Here is a 14,932-nt window from a genome sequence, read left to right on the forward strand (position 1 = left end):
AGCCTGGTACACGGGTCACTACGAGCGGAGGTCACGGGTGGCTGCCGAAGAAATCAGGAACCTGATCATCGTCGGGTCGGGTCCTGCCGGATATACCGCTGCCGTTTACGCGGCACGGGCCCAGCTGGAACCGCTGGTGTTCGAGGGCACGCAGTTCGGCGGCGCGCTGATGACGACGACCGAGGTCGAGAACTTCCCCGGGTTCCGCGACGGCATCATGGGTCCGGACCTGATGGAGGAGATGCGCAAGCAGGCGGAGCGCTTCGGCGCCGAGCTGCGCGCGGAGGACGTCGAGTCGCTGGAGCTGACCGGGGACGTCAAGTACGTCCACGCGAACGGCAAGCGCTACGCCGCCCGCGCGGTGATCCTCGCCATGGGCGCGGCGGCGCGGTACCTCAACGTGCCGGGCGAGCAGGAGCTGCTCGGCCGCGGTGTCTCGGCCTGTGCGACCTGTGACGGCTTCTTCTTCCGCGACCACGACATCGTGGTCGCCGGCGGCGGCGACTCGGCGATGGAGGAGGCGACCTTCCTGACGAAGTTCGCCAAGTCCGTCACGATCGTCCACCGGCGCGAGGAGTTCCGCGCGTCCAAGATCATGCTCGAGCGCGCCCGCGCGAACGAGAAGATCAAGTGGCAGCTGAACGCGCAGATCACCGGGGTGCTCGGCGACGGCAAGGTCGAGGGCCTGCGGCTGAAGGACACCAAGGACGGCTCCGAGTCGACGCTGGACGTGTCCGGTTTCTTCGTCGCCATCGGCCACGACCCGCGCAGCCAGCTCGTGCGCGGCCAGGTCGAGCTGGACGAGGACGGCTACGTGCTCACCCAGGGCCGGACGTCCTTCACGAACCTCGACGGCGTCTTCGCGGCGGGCGACCTGGTGGACCGCACCTACCGGCAGGCGATCACCGCCGCCGGCTCCGGGTGCAGCGCGGCGATCGACGCGGAACGATGGCTCGCGGAGCACGGCGACTCGGACGCGCACGAAGCGGCCGAGCTGGTCGGCGGCGGCTACGGCGCGGGCATCAACTGACTTTCCGGCGTTCGACCAACCTGAAGGAGAAACCATGACTCTGCTCGACAAGCTGGAGGAGAACTGATGACAAAGACCGTGAAGGTGACCGACGCGACGTTCGTCGACGAGGTCCTGACCAGCGAGAAGCCGGTTCTCGTCGACTTCTGGGCCACCTGGTGCGGTCCGTGCAAGATGGTCGCCCCGGTGCTCGAGGAGATCGCGGCCGAGAACGGCGAGAAGCTGACCGTCGCCAAGATCGACATCGACGAGAACCCGAACACGCCGCGTGACTACCAGGTGATGTCGATCCCGACGCTGATCCTGTTCCAGGGCGGCAAGCCGGTGAAGCAGATCGTGGGCGCGAAGCCGAAGGCCGCGCTGCTGTCGGACCTCGCCGACGTCCTCTGAACCGAACGAGCCCGGCGAACCCGGGGCCTGCGGGAACCCTCTCGCGGACCCCGGGTTCGTCGTCGTTCGGGGGAATCTGTCCGGTGTGGGTGAATCGAGCGTGACGACAGCCGCGATGGGTACTCCACGATCGGGGCCTTGACCCACCTACCGGGCCTGCGCTGTCACCCAGAGTTGGCAAGGCACAATAGAGGACCTGGGTTCGCCCAGCGAAGGTTTCCCGAAGTTTCACCACGCGCACCGAACCCCCGAGTCGGTGCCTTAGGAAGAGCGAGGAGTGCATGCGGGTACTCCGCCGCGGTGACGCCGGCCCGGACGTCGCCGAGATCAGATCCATCCTGGCCGGGATGGACCTGCTCCCGCCGGTCACCGGTACCGACGACTACGACACGTTCGACGTCGCCGTCGAGAGCGCCGTCCGTGCCTTCCAGCAGCGCCGTGGGCTGATGACCGACGGTGTCGTGGGTCCGGCGACGTTCCAGGCGCTCAAGGGCGCCAGCTACCACCTGGGCAGCCGCCCGCTGTCGTACATGATCGCCTCCCCCGTCCACGGCGACGACGTCTTCACGCTGCAGGAGCGGCTGACCGAGCTGGGCTTCGACGCCGGCCGTCCCGACGGCTACTTCGGCCCGCAGACCGAGCGCGCGCTGAAGACGTTCCAGCGCGACATGCGCCTGACGCCGGACGGCATGTGCGGTCCCGCGACCATCCGTGAGCTGCACCGCCTGTCTTCGCCGCGAGCACGGGGCGGCCGCCCGGTGTTCCTGCGCGAGCAGGAGCAGGTGCGCCAGGCCGGGCCGCGGCTGCGCGGCAAGCGCATCGTGATCGACCCCGGCCATGGCGGCGACGACCTCGGCGTGGTCGCCGGCTCGCTGCGTGAGGCCGACATCGCGTGGGACCTGGCCCGGCGGCTGGAAGGCCGGATGAAGGCCACCGGCATGGAGGCGCTGATCTCCCGCGGCCCCAACCACAGCCCGACCGAGCTGGAGCGCGCCCGCTTCGCGAACGACGCCGGCGCCGACCTGTTCCTGTCCCTGCACAGCGACGGCAACCACTCGCCGCGGGCCCAGGGCATCGCGAGCTTCCACTTCGGCACCGGCAACGGCACCACGTCCACCGTCGGTGAGCTGCTGGCCGGGTTCATCCAGCGCGAGGTCGCGGCCCGCACGGGCATGCTGGACTGCCGCACGCACTACAAGACGTGGGAGATCTTCACCCGCACCCGCTGCCCGGCGGTCCGGGTCGAGATCGGCTACCTGACGAACCCGGACGACGCCCGCAAGCTCGGCGACCCGGCGTTCCGCGACATCGTCGCGGAGGGCATCCTGATCGCCGTCAAGCGGCTGTATCTGCTCGGCGAAGGCGACCAGCCGACGGGGACGTTCACGTTCGCCGACGTCCTGGCGCACGAGCTCGCGAAGGCCGAATAGGGCCGACCACAACCCCTAGCGGCTCACCTTCACCTGCCCCACCATCCCTGGGGACGCCCTCGGCGCGTCCCCAGGTTTTGGGGCAGTTCTCCACAGCTTGTCCACCGCTCCTATCAGGGCTCTGTGGATAACTCGGCACTTCTTCCACAGTTGTGCACACGCGTCGAAGCCGGTGCTTCGGACGTGCCGAAACACCGGCGCAAACGTTTGCGGGGAAGGTCAGGCGCGGCCGAGGCTCGGCTCGGCCGTCGTGATCGTCACCTGGCCGAGCAGCCGCTCCAGCGCCGCTTCGACGTCTTCCTTCCAGGTGATCGCCGAGCGCAGCTCCAGCCGCAGCCGCGGCCACTTCTGGTGCGGGCGGACCGTCTTGAAGCCCACGCTCTGCAGGAACGCCGCCGGCAACACGCAGCTGTGCCCGCCGTCGGGGTCGGACTCTTCGGGCTTCGCGTCGCCGAACGCCTCGATCGCGCGCACGCCGCGCTTGGTCAGGTCCTTGGCAACGGCCTGCACCAGCATCCGGCCGAGGCCGCCACCGCGGAACTCCGGAAGCACCTGGAACGCCGTCAGCAGGACGGCGTCGGCGCTCGGCGGGGACGTCGGGAAGGCCAGCGCGCGCGGGACGGCGTTCGGCGGGGCGTACAGCACGAACCCGACCGGCAGCGTGTCGCTGTAGACGATGCGGCCGCAGGAACCCCACTCGAGCAACACGCTCGAGACCCAGGCTTCCTTTTCGACCTCGGTGGCGCCGAACTCCTCGGCCTGGTTCTTCAGGTGCGGAGCGAGCTCCCAGTACACGCACCTGCGACAGCTCTTCGGCAGATGCTCGAGGTTGTCCAGTGTGACGCCCACGACGCGACGCGACACCCGCGACCTCCCTGACCTGCGCTCCCGACGGGCTGCCCGGTCGTCAAGCCGCACGAAACCACGGCACGAGCACGGGAGCCATAGTCGAGGATAGGCCGATGTGACGAGCACCGAAAGGTCAGGGGTCCCGGATGGGTGCCCGGTTACACTCGATGGGATCTACCAGCTCCCGCGGGAGTGACCGTGTCCACCGAGCCCCGGGTGAATCGTCGATGACCGAGAACCGCCCCAGCAATCGCCCACGCGGCCGCCAGAACCTCGACCCGCACCTCGAGCGGTATGCCGCGCGCACCGCCGGGATGACCGCCTCCGAGATCCGGGCGCTGTTCGCGGTGGCCAGCCGGCCCGAGGTGGTCTCCCTGGCCGGCGGCATGCCGAACCTGGCGGCGCTCCCGCTCGACACGCTCTCGGCGCAGGTGGCGGAGATCATCGCGGAAGACGGCATGGTGGCGCTGCAGTACGGCTCGGCGCACGGCGTCCCGGCGCTGCGCGAGCAGATCTGCGAAATCATGGCGCTCGAAGGCATCAAGGCGCACCCGGACGACGTCGTCGTGACCGTCGGCTCGCAGATGGGCCTGGACATGGTCACGCGGCTGTTCTGCGACCCCGGTGACGTCGTGATCGCCGAAGGGCCGTCGTACGTCGGCGCGCTGGGCTCGTTCGCCGCGTACCAGGCGCAGGTCGTGCACGTGGCGATGGACGACAACGGCCTGGTGCCCGAGGGCCTGCGGCAGGCGCTCGCCGAGACGGAGAAGGCCGGCCGCCGGGTCAAGTTCCTGTACACGATCCCGAACTTCCACAACCCCGCCGGCGTCACGCTGGCCGTGGAGCGCCGCGCGGAGATCCTGGAGATCTGCCGCGCCCACGACGTCCTGGTCGTCGAGGACAACCCGTACGGCCTGCTCGGCTTCGACGGTCAGATCTACCCGGCGCTGCGCTCGACCGACCCCGACAACGTCGTGTACCTCGGCTCGTTCTCCAAGACGTTCGCCTCCGGCCTGCGTGTCGGCTGGGTGCTCGCGCCGCACGCGGTGCGCGAAAAGCTGGTGCTGGCCGCGGAGTCGGCGACGCTGTGCCCGCCGACGTTCAACCAGATGATCGTGTCGCGCTACCTGGCCACGCACGACTGGAAGGGCCAGATCAAGAAGTTCCGCGAGAACTACCGCGACCGGCGCGACGCGATCCTGTCGGCGCTCGACCAGTACCTGCCCCCCGGCTGCTCGTGGACCAAGCCGGACGGCGGCTTCTACGTCTGGGTGACGGTGCCGGAAGGCGTCGACACCAAGGCGATGCTGCCGCGCGCGGTGACCGCGCGGGTGGCGTACGCGTCCGGAACCGGCTTCTACGCCGACGGCTTCGGCAGCCGCCAGATGCGGCTGTCCTACTGCTACCCGACGCCGGAGCGGATCCGTGAAGGCGTGCGGCGGCTGGCCGCCGTGCTGGAGTCCGAAATGGACCTCGCGCGTACCTTCGGTAACGTGAGCGCGCGCCAGATCCAGGGACCGCAGAACCCGTCTCCGGACACGGTCTAGTTCCTACTTAAGGAGTTCCACGGTGGTCGACCGTACCGTTGCCGTGCTCGCCGGCGGGCTCTCGCACGAACGCGACGTCTCGCTGAGGTCCGGGCGACGGCTCTCCGCGGCACTCAAGTCCGAAGGCCTCGGCATCGAGGAGTGGGACACCGACGCGGGGCTGCTGGAGCGCCTGCGCACGCAGCGGCCGGACGCGGTGGTCGTCGCCCTGCACGGCGGTGAGGGCGAGAACGGCTCGGTGCAGACGGTGCTGGAGATGCTGGACGTGCCGTTCGTCGGCACCGGTTCCCAGGGCTGCCGCCGCGCGTGGGACAAGCCGACCGCGAAGGCGTTGCTGGAGAACGCCGGGTTCGTGACGCCGGGCTGGGTGGTGCTGCCGCACAGCACGTTCCGCGAGCTGGGCGCTCAGGCGGTGCTGGACGCGATGGTGGAGCGCCTCGGCCTGCCGCTGATCCTCAAGCCGGACCAGGGCGGCTCGGCGCTCGGCACCCAGGTGGTGCGCGAAGCGACGGAACTGCCGGCGGCGATGGTGGGCTGCTTCGCTTACGGCGACACGGTCCTCGCGGAACGGTTCGTGGACGGCGTCGAGGTGGCCGTGACGGTCATCGAGGGCGCGGACGGGCCCGAGGCCCTGCCGGCGGTCGAGATCGTCCCGGAGAGCGGCGTGTACGACTACACGGCCCGCTACACCGCCGGCCTCACCGACTTCTTCACCCCGGCCCGGCTCGACGACACCGCGGCCAAGGCGGTGGCCGAGCTCGCGGTCGCCGTGCACCGCGTGCTCGGGTTGCGGGACATCTCGCGCACCGACGCGATCGTCGCCGCGGACGGCACGGTGTACTTCCTCGAAGTGAACCCGTCGCCCGGCCTCACCGAAACGTCGACGGTGCCGATGGCGATCGAAGCGGCGGGCAAGTCGCTCGGCACCGTGTTCGCCGAACTGATCGGGCGCGCGATCTCTCGCTGACCAAGTTCGCACGAAAGGCCACTACGGATCTCCGTGGTGGCCTTTTTCGTGTCGCGAACGATCATCACTGGCTGTGCTTGCGGCGGCTGCGAACCGCAATCATCACCGTGACGAAACACCCCGGGGTGATCCCTAATCGGAATCCGGTGTCCGATTTGCCGTGTTCGCGTCGATGATCGAGACGATTCGCTCGAGGTCGTCGACCGAGCCGAACTCGAGCACGATCCGCCCCTTGCGCCGGCCGAGGTCGACCTTCACGCGGGTGTCGAACCGGTCCGAAAGGCGGTTCGCGAGTTCCTGCAACCCGGGTGCCTGGATCGGCTTGCGCGCTGCCGGCTTCGGCTTGGCCGGCTTCTCGCTCTTCTTGAGCGTGACGGCTTCCTCGGTCGCCCGGACCGACATGCCTTCCGCGACGATGCGGGTGGCGAGCTCTTCCTGGCTCTCGGCGTCCTCAAGCGACAGCAGCGCCCGCGCGTGCCCGGCGGACAGGACGCCCGCGGCGACCCGGCGCTGCACCGGCAGGGGCAGCTTGAGGAGCCGGATCGTGTTGGTGATGACCGGCCGGCTGCGGCCGATGCGGCTCGCCAGCTCTTCGTGCGTGACGGCGAACTCGTCGAGCAGCTGCTGGTACGCTGCCGCCTCTTCGAGGGGGTTCAGCTGGACGCGGTGGATGTTCTCCAGGAGCGCGTCGCGCAGCATCGACTCGTCGGCGGTCTGCCGGACGATCGCCGGGATCGCTTCGAGCTCCGCCTGCTGCGACGCGCGCAGCCGCCGCTCGCCCATGACGAGCTCGTACTCGTCGTTCCCGAGTTCGCGGACCACGATGGGCTGCATGAGCCCGAACTCGCGGATCGAGTGCTCAAGTTCGGCGAGCGCGTCTTCGTCGAAGACCTGACGCGGCTGCTTCGGGTTCGGCTTGATCGAGCCGACGGGGATCTCGCGGTAGACGGCCCCGGCGACCTCGCCGCTGTGCTGCTTCGCCTGACCGTTCGCGGCGAACCAGCCCTTTTCCTCGGCCGCCTTCTTGTCGGCCGCCGAGGTGTCACCGGGCGCGGGCAGGGAGCCGCCGCCGGGCGGGCCGGTCGGGATCAGGGCGGCGAGGCCGCGCCCCAGTCCTCCTCTGCGCTCGGTCATGTCGAACTACCCCTCTCCATCAGTGCGCCGCGCTCGGCGATCTCCTTGGCCGCGTCGACGTAGCTCATCGCCCCGCGCGAACCGGGATCGTAGGCGAGGACGGTCTGGCCGTAGCCGGGCGCCTCGGAGACCTTCACGCTGCGGGGGATGACGGTCTTCAGCACGGTGTCGCCGAAGTGGTTCCGCACCTCGTTCGTCACCTGGTCGGCCAGCTTGGTCCGGCCGTCGTACATGGTGAGGAGGATCGTCGAGACGCGGAGCTCGCGGTTGAGGTGCTGCTGGACGAGTTCGATGTTGCTCAGCAGCTGCCCGAGACCTTCCAGCGCGTAGTACTCGCACTGGATCGGGATGAGCACCTCCTGCGCGGCGACCATCGCGTTGACCGTCAGAAGGCCGAGCGAAGGCGGGCAGTCGATGAGGACGTAATCGACGCCGATCTGGTCGAGGATCTCCGAGGAGATGGCCTCCTTGAGCCGGGACTCGCGGGAAGCCATCGAGACGAGCTCGATCTCGGCGCCGGCGAGGTCAATCGTCGCGGGGACGCAGAAGAGGTTCGGGGACTGATCGGTCGGCTGGGCCGCCTCCGCGAGCGTCACCTCCCCGATCAGCACCTCGTAGATGGACGGCGTCCCGGACCGGTGGTCGACGTCGAGCGCGGTGCTCGCGTTGCCCTGCGGGTCGAGGTCGACCACGAGCGTCTTGAGGCCGTGGACGGCAAGGGCGGCGGCTAGGTTGACCGTGCTGGTGGTCTTGCCGACGCCGCCCTTCTGGTTGGCGACGGTCAGCACGCGACGGCGACCGGGGCGGGGGAGTGTCCGCTCCGGGTGCAGCAGCCGCGCGGCGCGGGTGGCTTCTTCGGCGATCGGCGTCCAGCCCACGTCGTGGCTGGTCTGCGTGGAGTCGGACGGCGGGGGATTCACCGGTCTCGACACCTCCTCCATGTAGACGTCTGGTCGATGGTCGAGCCGCGTCGTTTCACGTGGAACACCGCGGCTCGTTCTCTGCGCTAGCGCTTCTTGCTCCGTGCCTTCGGCTTGGCCGACGCCGTCTTCGACGGCAGGCGACGGATCTTCACGACCGTGCTGGGGACCTCCAGCACGTCCGCCCCACACTCGACGATCAGCGGATCGGCGCCACCCGCCCTGCGGATGGCGGCACCGTCCCGGTCGATCTCCTCCGCCGCGCTGGCGCCTTTGAGGGCGACCAGAAAACCATCGGGTCGGACCAGTGGCAGACACCAGTCCGCGAGCCGGGCGAGCGGGGCGACCGCGCGAGCGGTGACGATGTCCGCGCCACCGAGCTGCTCACGCACAGGCCGCTCCTCCGCGCGTCCACGGACGATGGTGATCGGGAGTTCCAGCTTCTCGGCTACCTCGGCCAGCCAGTCCACCCGGCGGGCCATCGGTTCGAGCAAGACGATATCGAGGTCCGGTCGCGCGATCGCGAGCGGCACTCCCGGAAGCCCAGCGCCCGACCCGACGTCGATGACCCGAGCCCCCTGGGGCAGCTGCTCGCCGATGACGGCCGAGTTGAGCACATGCCGTTCCCACAGCCGCTCGACTTCCCGCGGTCCGATCAGCCCACGCTCGACGCCGTGGAGCTCCAGGAGTTCGACGTACCCGGCCGCCTGGTCGACGTGCTCACCGAACACACGCTCCGCCGCGGCCCGCACCGCCACCGCGGCCTGCTCCAAGCTCACTCGGTCTACTCCTCGTCCGCCGGTTTCACGTGAAACCGCGCTCGCTCGATTGTCCCCGATGCCGAGGCGAAAACGAGCCGACAGACCGTAGATGTGGACAACTCCACTCAGCCGATGGCCGCGATGGACGTTCCACGTGAAACATCACCGATGTAATTCGCTCGGACGTGCTCGTTGGGTCCTCCGGGGGTGAGGACCTCACCGGGCGGGGGACGCATGAGCCACACCTAGCACACAAAGAAGCGGCCCCACCCGAACCAGTCGGATGGGGCCGCTCTCGTCAATCGAGGCTCAGGCCTCCGGGAAGATCACCACTCGGCGCTTCGGGTCTTCGCCCTCGCTCTCGCTGGTGACGCCGGCGACCGTCGCCACCGCGTCGTGCACCACCTTGCGTTCGAACGGGCTCATCGGCTGCAGCCGCACCCGCTCGCCGCTCGAGAGGACCGACTCCGCCGTCGAGCGGCCGAGCTCGCGCAGCTCCTCGCGACGGTCCGCTCGCCAGCCCGCGATGTCCAGCATCAGCCGGCTGCGGGAGCCGGTCTCCTGCTGGACCGCCAGACGGGTCAGCTCCTGCAGCGCCTCGAGCACCGTGCCGCGCGGGCCGACGAGCTTCTCGAGGTCTTCGCCGCCGTCGATGCTCACGATCGCGCGGCCGGCTTCCACGTCCAGGTCGATGTCACCGTCGTAGTCGAGCAGGTCCAGCAGGCGCTCGAGGTAGTCGCCGGCGATGTCACCCTCCTGCACGAGGATGTCGTCACCACCCGCCTTCTCCTCGCCCCCCGCGTCCGCGGTCGCGGTCGCGCCCGGGGTCACGTCATCCTGATCGGCGTCGATCGTGTCGATCGTCTCCGACATCATTCGTCTCCTCTCCGGACCGGTCGCGCCTCAGCGGCGCTTCCGGCCCGACTTCCTGGTCGAGTCTTTGAGGAGCCCGGGCACGTCCGTGCCGTTCTCCTTCGAGCCGTTCTGGCTGTTCGCTTCGGCCGGGACCTGGTCCGCGGCGCCGTCCGCCTTGGCGGACTCGGCGGCCTTGGCGGCGGCCTCCGCCGGCGTGAGCTGAGCGAAGCCGTGGGCCGAGCCCGCCTTGGCGACCTTCTTCTGCGAGCCACTCTGCGCGGGCTGGTTCTTCTTCTGCTGGACCGGCTTCTGGCCGACCTTCGGCGCGGTCGGCTTCTGGCCCGGCTTCGGGCCGAGCGACGCGCGCTTCTCCACGGCTTCGGCCTTGCGGGCGGCCTCTTCCTTGTCGATCTTCGTGTAGACGAGGCGCTGCTGCATCAGGGTCCAGCCGTTGTTCGCCAGCCAGTAGAAGAGGAGGCCGAGCGGGAACAGCGCACCGAAGACGAGCACACCGAGCGGGAAGATGTACATCGTCAGCTTGTTCATGATGGCGGTCTGCGGGGTGGCCGACGCGGCGTTCTGCCGGGCCACCGAGTGCCGCGCGGTGAGGTGCGTGGCGATCGAAGCGACGATCATCAGCGGCAGCGCGACCGGGAGGACGTTCCAGTGCCAGCCGGAAGCGCCCGAGCCACCGATCGCCGTGACACCGTTGTGGACCGCTTCGCCGATGTTGACGCCGAACAGCTTCGCGTTGACGTACGACTCGACGTCGTGCTGGTTGAAGAAGTAGTTCTCGGTCTTGGGGCCGCCACCCGTCGGCTGGATGGTGAATGCGCGGAGGACCCAGTTCAGGCCGATGAACACCGGAATCTGGAGCAGCATCGGCAGGCAGCTGCCCAGCGGGTTGACGCCGTGCTCCTTCTGGAGCTTCTGCATCTCCGCGGCCTGGCGCTGCCGGTCGTTCGCGAACTTCTTCTGGATCTTCTTCATCTCCGGCGCGAAGTCCTGCATCTTCTTCATCGACCGGACCTGGTTCACGAACGGCTTGAACATGATGCCGCGCACCGTGAACGTCAGGAAGATGATGCCGAGGATCCAGGAGATGGCCGAGGCTTCCCCGAAGACCAGCCCGAAGACCTTGTGCCAACACCAGAGGATGAAGGACACGGGGTAGTAGATGAAATCGAGCACTGCTGCTACTCCTCGATCGGTGTTTCAGGTCTGCGGTGTCGCCACGAGAACGTCTCGGGTACCGGGTCGCGGCCGGGTGGCGTCCAGGGGCCGCAGCGGAGCAGTCGGCGCAGCGCGAGGTAGGAGCCACGGCCGGCGCCGTGCCGGGTGAGGGCTTCGACTGCGTACGCGCTGCAGCTCGGGTAGAACCGGCAAGCCGGCGGGAGGAAGGGCGAAATCGCCTTGCGATAGAGCTTGATGGGGAGCAGCAGGACCCAGGCGACGGGGCCTGGTCGCGGCTCGACGTCGTCGTGGTCGTGCTCTTCGTGCGCCGAGTGGTGCTCGGGGGTGGCTCGCATGCCGGTCACACCGCTGATCCGTGGTCGGGGGCCGCGTCCGCGGGACGCGTCGGGCGGGGGACATCCCCGGCCGGACGGCGCGACGACAGAAGTCCCAGCCGACGTAGCGCGGCGTCGAGATCGGCCCCGAGCTCCGCGCTGGACGCGGTCGCGGACGGCGGTAATGCCCGTACGACCAACGCACTGCCGGCGGGCAGGGTTCCGAGCCTGGCCGAAACGAGATGACGCAACCGCCGGGTGACGCGGTGGCGGACCACCGAGTTGCCGACGGCCTTGCTCACCACAAAACCCGCCCTGGCCGCCGGCGAAGTGCCGGCGGCCCCGGGCGGGTCCGTGGTCAGCGCGTGGACGACGAGGCGACGCCTGCCTGCCTTGGACCCGCGACGGAGAACCACGCGGAATTCCTCGCTCCGCCGCAGACGTGCGGCAGCCGGCAGCACGGCGCGCCTCGACCGGGTGCGATCAGGCGGACAGCGCGCCGCGGCCCTTGCGACGGCGGGCCGCCAGGATGGCCCGGCCGGCCCGGGTCCGCATGCGCAGCCGGAACCCGTGGGTCTTCGCGCGGCGGCGGTTGTTCGGCTGGAAGGTGCGCTTACCCTTGCTCACTGCTTCTCCTGTGTGTCGCGTCGGACGGGGAGGATTGGGGCCCCCTCCGTCTGGCGTGTCGTGCGGGCGCACGGCAGTCTCTGGTGTCTCCTACCAACGTGTGGCCTCGTCACGACGAGCGACGACAACGTGGGCGCGCGAAACACGCCCGTCGCATGCGGGAGACCTTACGAGGGTACGCACCCCCGTCCGACGGCCGGTAAGCGCCCCCTCGGCCACCGTCCGCGACCGGCGGGTGCGAGCCGGACCGGCGACACCGCGGCACCGAATGGCCACCCGCGGTGCACCGTGAAATGCTGACGCACCAGGATGCCTTGTGGCCGCGGGCGGGGCTTGTTAGCGTGCCTCTCCCGGGTCACCGGTCGAGGTGCACGAGTATCCGGGTGGTGGAGTGCCCACCGGCGTACGACGAGCCCGCAGGTGGGGTCGCCGCGGGTCGCCGTACATTAGTGCACAGCTGTGGACAACTATGTGGATATTCGCTGTGCCAGCGCGCGGGCAGGTCCTCCTGTGATCGCCGGGTGGAGTGACCGGGGCGTTCCCGGGCCGTTCGGCCGTCCACGCCGACGAGGGGAGGGGAGCCAGACAGGTGTCGGAACACCAGCATAATCTGGGCGTCATCTGGGAACAGGTAGTGCGCGAACTGTCCGACGGGACCCTGTCCCCCCAGCAGCGCGCCTGGATGCGGGTGACCCGCCCGATCGGCCTGCTCGACGGCACCGCGCTGCTCGCGGCTCCCAGTGACTTCGCGAAGGAAGCGATCGAACGCGGCCTGCGCGGCGCGATCACCGACGCGCTCTCCCGGCGGCTCGGCCGCGCCATCTCCCTCGCCGTGAAGGTCGACAGCGCCGAAGCGGTCGCCCCGGCCGCCGCGCCTCACTACGCACCGTCCCCCGGCCGGGCGGAAAACGGCGCGAGCCCCCAACCCGCGCCGCCGTTGCCGGGCAACGGCGCGCCGATGATGCCGCCGCGCCCCGAACCCGCGCCGTCGCTGGCGCCCCGGCCGCCGCACCAGTCCCTCGCGTCGAAGCCGGACGACGGCGACGACACCGACGAAGAAGTCGACGAAGAGGGCGAGGCGCTCGCCGCGGTCCACGAGATCTGGCCGACGTTCTCCGGCCAGCCGATCGCCGGCCAGCCGTACACCGCGCCGGCGCAGCCGCAGACGTCGAAGACGAAGCTGAACGAGAAGTACACCTTCGACACGTTCGTCATCGGCGCGTCCAACCGCTTCGCGCACGCGGCCGCGGTCGCCGTGGCCGAAGCGCCGGCCCGCGCGTACAACCCCCTCTTCATCTGGGGCGAGTCCGGGCTCGGCAAGACGCACCTGCTGCACGCGGTCGGGCACTACGCGCAACGGCTCTTCCCGGGCATGCGCGTCCGGTACGTCTCGACCGAAGAGTTCACGAACGACTTCATCAACTCGCTGCGAGACGACCGCAAGGTCGCCTTCCAGCGGCGCTACCGCGACATAGACATCCTGCTCGTCGACGACATCCAGTTCCTGGAGGGGAAAGAAGGCACGCAGGAAGAGTTCTTCCACACCTTCAACACCCTCCACAACGCGAACAAGCAGATCGTCGTCAGCTCCGACCGCCCGCCGAAGCGCCTCGAGACGCTGGAGGACCGGCTGCGGACCCGCTTCGAGTGGGGCCTGATCACCGACATCCAGCCGCCCGAGCTCGAGACGCGCATCGCGATCCTCCGGAAGAAGGCGGCGCAGGACAGGCTGGCGGTGCCGGGCGACGTCCTGGAGTTCATCGCCTCGCGCGTCGAGGCGAACATCCGGGAGCTCGAAGGCGCGCTGATCCGGGTCACGGCCTTCGCGTCGCTGAACCAGCAGCCGGTCGACAGCGCGCTCGCCGAGATCGTGCTGCGCGACCTGATCCCCGACTCGCACGCGCCGGAGATCACCGCTCCCACCATCATGGGCGTCATCTCCGAGTTCTTCGACGTGACGCTGGACGACCTGTGCGGCCCCGGCAAGACGAAGGCGCTCGCCACGGCCCGCCAGATCGCGATGTACCTCTGCCGCGAGCTGACCGACATGTCGCTGCCGAAGATCGGGCAGACGTTCGGCGGCCGCGACCACACGACGGTCATGCACGCGGACAAGAAGATCCGCAAGGAGATGGCCGAGCGCCGGCGGATCTACGACCAGGTGCAGGAGCTGACGTCGCGCATCAAGCAGCGCGCCCGCCAGTAGCAATTCTTCCTTACCTCTCAACGACTTCGGGGCGTCCGCGCAAAGTGGACGCCCCGAAGTCGTCTTTGGAGTGTCCGAAGCACGCGTAGGGCGGCGAAGCAGCGAAGCCGCGTACGTGCGCTTCGGAAAGTCGCGAAAATTGTTTGTACACAAGGAAGTTTCCCCATGGTGTGGGCAGTTTGCCCACAGTGCCAACGGGTCTCCCATCAGCGAAGACACGGAATCCCTCCACACCCCGCCCACAGGTGATCCACAGGGAATCCACACCCTTGTCCACGCTGATTCCACAGGTTGCCCACATTGTGTGCACAGGACGGGCCAGTCACTCGGAAGAGCGGTTCGGACCACTCCGGGCACCCCCAGACCCTGGGTACAGCTCGCCCCACACCTGGGGACAACCGTGGGGACAACTCGGCCCGACTGTGGATGAATCGGGGGTCGGCCGAAACCATCCACGGACGCCCCGAGTTGCCCACAGATCGACCCCACCGGTTCTCCACATGCCCGCGAGTACTCCGACCTGCGCGAACGAGCTCAATCCACACAATCCACACCGCTTACTATCACTACTGCCTTTAGATCTCTTCTAAGAGAGAACAAAACAAAAACAGGCGAAGGACGAAGTTGGGGACAGCCGCAAGATCGTGTCGTCAAGTCGACAAATCGAAGGGGAGGCCGAGATGACGTCGGCACCCGCGACGGCCTACC

At 68.9% G+C, this 14,932-nt stretch carries 15 protein-coding genes; 6 read left to right on the forward strand and 9 right to left on the reverse strand.

All coding sequences use genetic code 11. The features are described from left to right. Window positions 1-37 precede the first annotated feature (37 nt). The 3 genes from trxB (at window position 38) to AB0M82_RS18080 (ending at window position 2,850) form a co-directional block, all read left to right on the forward strand. Complete coding sequence (trxB, locus tag AB0M82_RS18070) at window positions 38-1,030, forward strand: thioredoxin-disulfide reductase (RefSeq protein WP_364722821.1); 993 nt, start codon at window positions 38-40, stop codon at window positions 1,028-1,030. Between the two features lie 66 nt (window positions 1,031-1,096). Next, complete coding sequence (gene trxA, locus AB0M82_RS18075) at window positions 1,097-1,420, forward strand: thioredoxin (RefSeq protein ID WP_364722823.1); 324 nt, start codon at window positions 1,097-1,099, stop codon at window positions 1,418-1,420. 281 nt (window positions 1,421-1,701) lie between these two features. Further along, entirely contained in the window at window positions 1,702-2,850 is a 1,149-nt protein-coding gene (locus AB0M82_RS18080) for an N-acetylmuramoyl-L-alanine amidase (protein WP_364722825.1), read from the forward strand. A 219-nt stretch (window positions 2,851-3,069) separates the two neighbouring features. On the opposite strand, the gene AB0M82_RS18085 is transcribed toward AB0M82_RS18080, so the two are convergent. Next, window positions 3,070-3,714 carry a GNAT family N-acetyltransferase gene (locus AB0M82_RS18085; RefSeq protein WP_364722827.1) on the reverse strand — a complete coding sequence of 215 codons (645 nt, stop codon included), beginning with the start codon at window positions 3,712-3,714 and terminating at the stop codon, window positions 3,070-3,072. Window positions 3,715-3,926: 212 nt separating this feature from the next. Between AB0M82_RS18085 and AB0M82_RS18090 the strand changes: the two genes are divergently transcribed. Both AB0M82_RS18090 and AB0M82_RS18095 read left to right on the forward strand, forming a co-directional pair. Next, complete coding sequence (locus tag AB0M82_RS18090) at window positions 3,927-5,246, forward strand: PLP-dependent aminotransferase family protein (protein ID WP_364722829.1); 1,320 nt, start codon at window positions 3,927-3,929, stop codon at window positions 5,244-5,246. A 22-nt stretch (window positions 5,247-5,268) separates the two neighbouring features. Further along, the gene (locus tag AB0M82_RS18095) at window positions 5,269-6,213 is read left to right on the forward strand and encodes a D-alanine--D-alanine ligase (protein WP_364722831.1); all 945 of its coding nucleotides are present in this window, start codon (window positions 5,269-5,271) and stop codon (window positions 6,211-6,213) included. A 132-nt stretch (window positions 6,214-6,345) separates the two neighbouring features. Here AB0M82_RS18095 and AB0M82_RS18100 read toward each other — a convergent pair whose 3' ends face one another. From AB0M82_RS18100 to rpmH, 8 genes are all read right to left on the reverse strand, one after another. Beyond that, the gene (locus tag AB0M82_RS18100; protein ID WP_364722833.1) at window positions 6,346-7,347 is read right to left on the reverse strand and encodes a ParB/RepB/Spo0J family partition protein; all 1,002 of its coding nucleotides are present in this window, start codon (window positions 7,345-7,347) and stop codon (window positions 6,346-6,348) included. Next, window positions 7,344-8,288, reverse strand: a complete 945-nt coding sequence (locus AB0M82_RS18105; RefSeq protein ID WP_364722835.1) for a ParA family protein — start codon at window positions 8,286-8,288, stop codon at window positions 7,344-7,346. Before AB0M82_RS18105 ends, AB0M82_RS18100 begins: the two co-directional genes overlap by 4 nt. A gap of 65 nt (window positions 8,289-8,353) precedes the next feature. Further along, window positions 8,354-9,046 (reverse strand): 16S rRNA (guanine(527)-N(7))-methyltransferase RsmG, encoded by a 693-nt coding sequence (gene rsmG, locus AB0M82_RS18110; RefSeq protein ID WP_364722837.1) that lies wholly within the window; start codon window positions 9,044-9,046, stop codon window positions 8,354-8,356. 291 nt (window positions 9,047-9,337) lie between these two features. Further along, complete coding sequence (locus AB0M82_RS18115; protein ID WP_364722839.1) at window positions 9,338-9,901, reverse strand: R3H domain-containing nucleic acid-binding protein; 564 nt, start codon at window positions 9,899-9,901, stop codon at window positions 9,338-9,340. Window positions 9,902-9,931: 30 nt separating this feature from the next. After that, a complete protein-coding gene (yidC, locus tag AB0M82_RS18120; RefSeq protein WP_364722841.1) occupies window positions 9,932-11,074 on the reverse strand; it encodes a membrane protein insertase YidC in 1,143 nt (380 codons plus the stop codon). Window positions 11,075-11,079: 5 nt separating this feature from the next. Then, complete coding sequence (gene yidD / locus AB0M82_RS18125) at window positions 11,080-11,412, reverse strand: membrane protein insertion efficiency factor YidD (protein ID WP_364722973.1); 333 nt, start codon at window positions 11,410-11,412, stop codon at window positions 11,080-11,082. 5 nt (window positions 11,413-11,417) lie between these two features. Next, the gene (rnpA, locus tag AB0M82_RS18130) at window positions 11,418-11,852 is read right to left on the reverse strand and encodes a ribonuclease P protein component (RefSeq protein ID WP_364722843.1); all 435 of its coding nucleotides are present in this window, start codon (window positions 11,850-11,852) and stop codon (window positions 11,418-11,420) included. 22 nt (window positions 11,853-11,874) lie between these two features. Next, complete coding sequence (gene rpmH / locus AB0M82_RS18135) at window positions 11,875-12,018, reverse strand: 50S ribosomal protein L34 (protein WP_013231070.1); 144 nt, start codon at window positions 12,016-12,018, stop codon at window positions 11,875-11,877. Between the two features lie 589 nt (window positions 12,019-12,607). On the opposite strand from rpmH, the gene dnaA reads away from it, so the two are divergent. Then, entirely contained in the window at window positions 12,608-14,224 is a 1,617-nt protein-coding gene (gene dnaA / locus AB0M82_RS18140; protein WP_364722845.1) for a chromosomal replication initiator protein DnaA, read from the forward strand. The last annotated feature ends 708 nt before the right edge of the window (window positions 14,225-14,932 follow it).

This window comes from Amycolatopsis sp. NPDC051128 (genome assembly GCF_040682715.1).
GTDB lineage: Bacteria > Actinomycetota > Actinomycetes > Mycobacteriales > Pseudonocardiaceae > Amycolatopsis.

What these genes read in the sequence shown, in the direction of transcription:
- AB0M82_RS18080 (WP_364722825.1), top strand. Translation starts at nt 1,702, where the DNA reads ATGCGGGTACTCCGCCGCGGTGACGCCGGCCCGGACGTCGCCGAGATC.
- AB0M82_RS18115 (WP_364722839.1), bottom strand. Translation starts at nt 9,901, where the DNA reads ATGTCGGAGACGATCGACACGATCGACGCCGATCAGGATGACGTGACC.
- AB0M82_RS18090 (WP_364722829.1), top strand. Translation starts at nt 3,927, where the DNA reads ATGACCGAGAACCGCCCCAGCAATCGCCCACGCGGCCGCCAGAACCTC.
- AB0M82_RS18100 (WP_364722833.1), bottom strand. Translation starts at nt 7,347, where the DNA reads ATGACCGAGCGCAGAGGAGGACTGGGGCGCGGCCTCGCCGCCCTGATC.
- AB0M82_RS18105 (WP_364722835.1), bottom strand. Translation starts at nt 8,288, where the DNA reads ATGGAGGAGGTGTCGAGACCGGTGAATCCCCCGCCGTCCGACTCCACG.
- trxA (WP_364722823.1), top strand. Translation starts at nt 1,097, where the DNA reads ATGACAAAGACCGTGAAGGTGACCGACGCGACGTTCGTCGACGAGGTC.
- yidD (WP_364722973.1), bottom strand. Translation starts at nt 11,412, where the DNA reads ATGCGAGCCACCCCCGAGCACCACTCGGCGCACGAAGAGCACGACCAC.